Origin of the sequence: Xenorhabdus thuongxuanensis, assembly GCF_001908095.1 — a bacterium.
GTDB classification, from domain to species: Bacteria; Pseudomonadota; Gammaproteobacteria; order Enterobacterales; family Enterobacteriaceae; genus Xenorhabdus; species Xenorhabdus thuongxuanensis.
The window spans coordinates 1-898 of sequence record NZ_MKGR01000091.1; the positions used below are offsets into that span (position 1 = coordinate 1).

2 protein-coding genes are annotated in these 898 nt (G+C 44.5%); both read left to right on the forward strand.

Translation table 11 applies throughout. From position 1 onward, the window contains the following. Positions 1-47: 47 nt before the first annotated feature. The gene (locus Xentx_RS18160) at positions 48-371 is read left to right on the forward strand and encodes an IS630 transposase-related protein (RefSeq protein WP_074021878.1); all 324 of its coding nucleotides are present in this window, start codon (positions 48-50) and stop codon (positions 369-371) included. Positions 372-393: 22 nt separating this feature from the next. Then, positions 394-888 carry a transposase gene (locus tag Xentx_RS18165; protein ID WP_244149913.1) on the forward strand — a complete coding sequence of 165 codons (495 nt, stop codon included), beginning with the start codon at positions 394-396 and terminating at the stop codon, positions 886-888. Positions 889-898: the final 10 nt, after the last annotated feature.

Consider the following 898-nt stretch of genomic DNA (forward strand, 5'->3'; position numbering starts at 1 on the left):
TAATATGACATAATATCTAAACCTAAGATGACAAGGCATAAAATGAGATGGGTTACAGCTTAGATTTTCGAAAGAGAGTATTGGCATACAAAGACAAGCATTCGTTGACTTTCGAACAAACGAGTGCCCATTTTGAAATCTCTATGCGCACCTTGTTCCGGTGGTGCAATAAGATAGAACCTTGCATGACCCGCAATAAACCCGCCACGAAAATCCCTGATGCGGTGCTCATGGCGGATGTCCAAAATTTTCCCGATGACTATCAATGGGAAAGAGCAAAACGTTTAGGTGTCTCACAATCGGCTATTCATTATGCTTTGAAACGGCTTCGGATCACCCATAAAAAAAACGCTCCAACACCCTCGCGCTGATCTTCAGGCTCGTCAGGCATTTATCGAGCGCATTCACGACTATGAGCGGGCTGGCAGGCCGATTGTGTATTTAGATGAAAGTGGTTTTGCTCAGTCGATGCCACGTCAACATGGCTATTCGGAAAAAGGGTTACGCTGTTTTGGTTCGCATGACTGGCACGCAAAAGGCCGTATCAACGTCATTGGTGCCATTCTCGAAAATATCTTCGTCACCTTAAGCTTGTTTACCGAGAATATTAATGCCGATATTTTTTATGCGTGGATGACGCAAGATTTGCTGCCAAAGCTTCCACACGGCGCCGTGATAGTGATGGACAATGCATCTTTCCATAAACGGAATGGCACGGCACAAGCGATAGCAGACAGCAGATGTCAACTGGAATGGCTTCCCGCTTATAGTCCGGATTTGAACCCAATAGAACACAAATGGGGCGGAGCAAAAGCGATCAGGAGGCAAAAAAGATGTTCAGTTGATGAGTTGTTTACAGAGCATATTGAATATGTCAGGTTATGTTGATTCTGCTATA

What these genes read in the sequence shown, in the direction of transcription:
- Xentx_RS18160 (WP_074021878.1), top strand. Translation starts at nt 48, where the DNA reads ATGGGTTACAGCTTAGATTTTCGAAAGAGAGTATTGGCATACAAAGAC.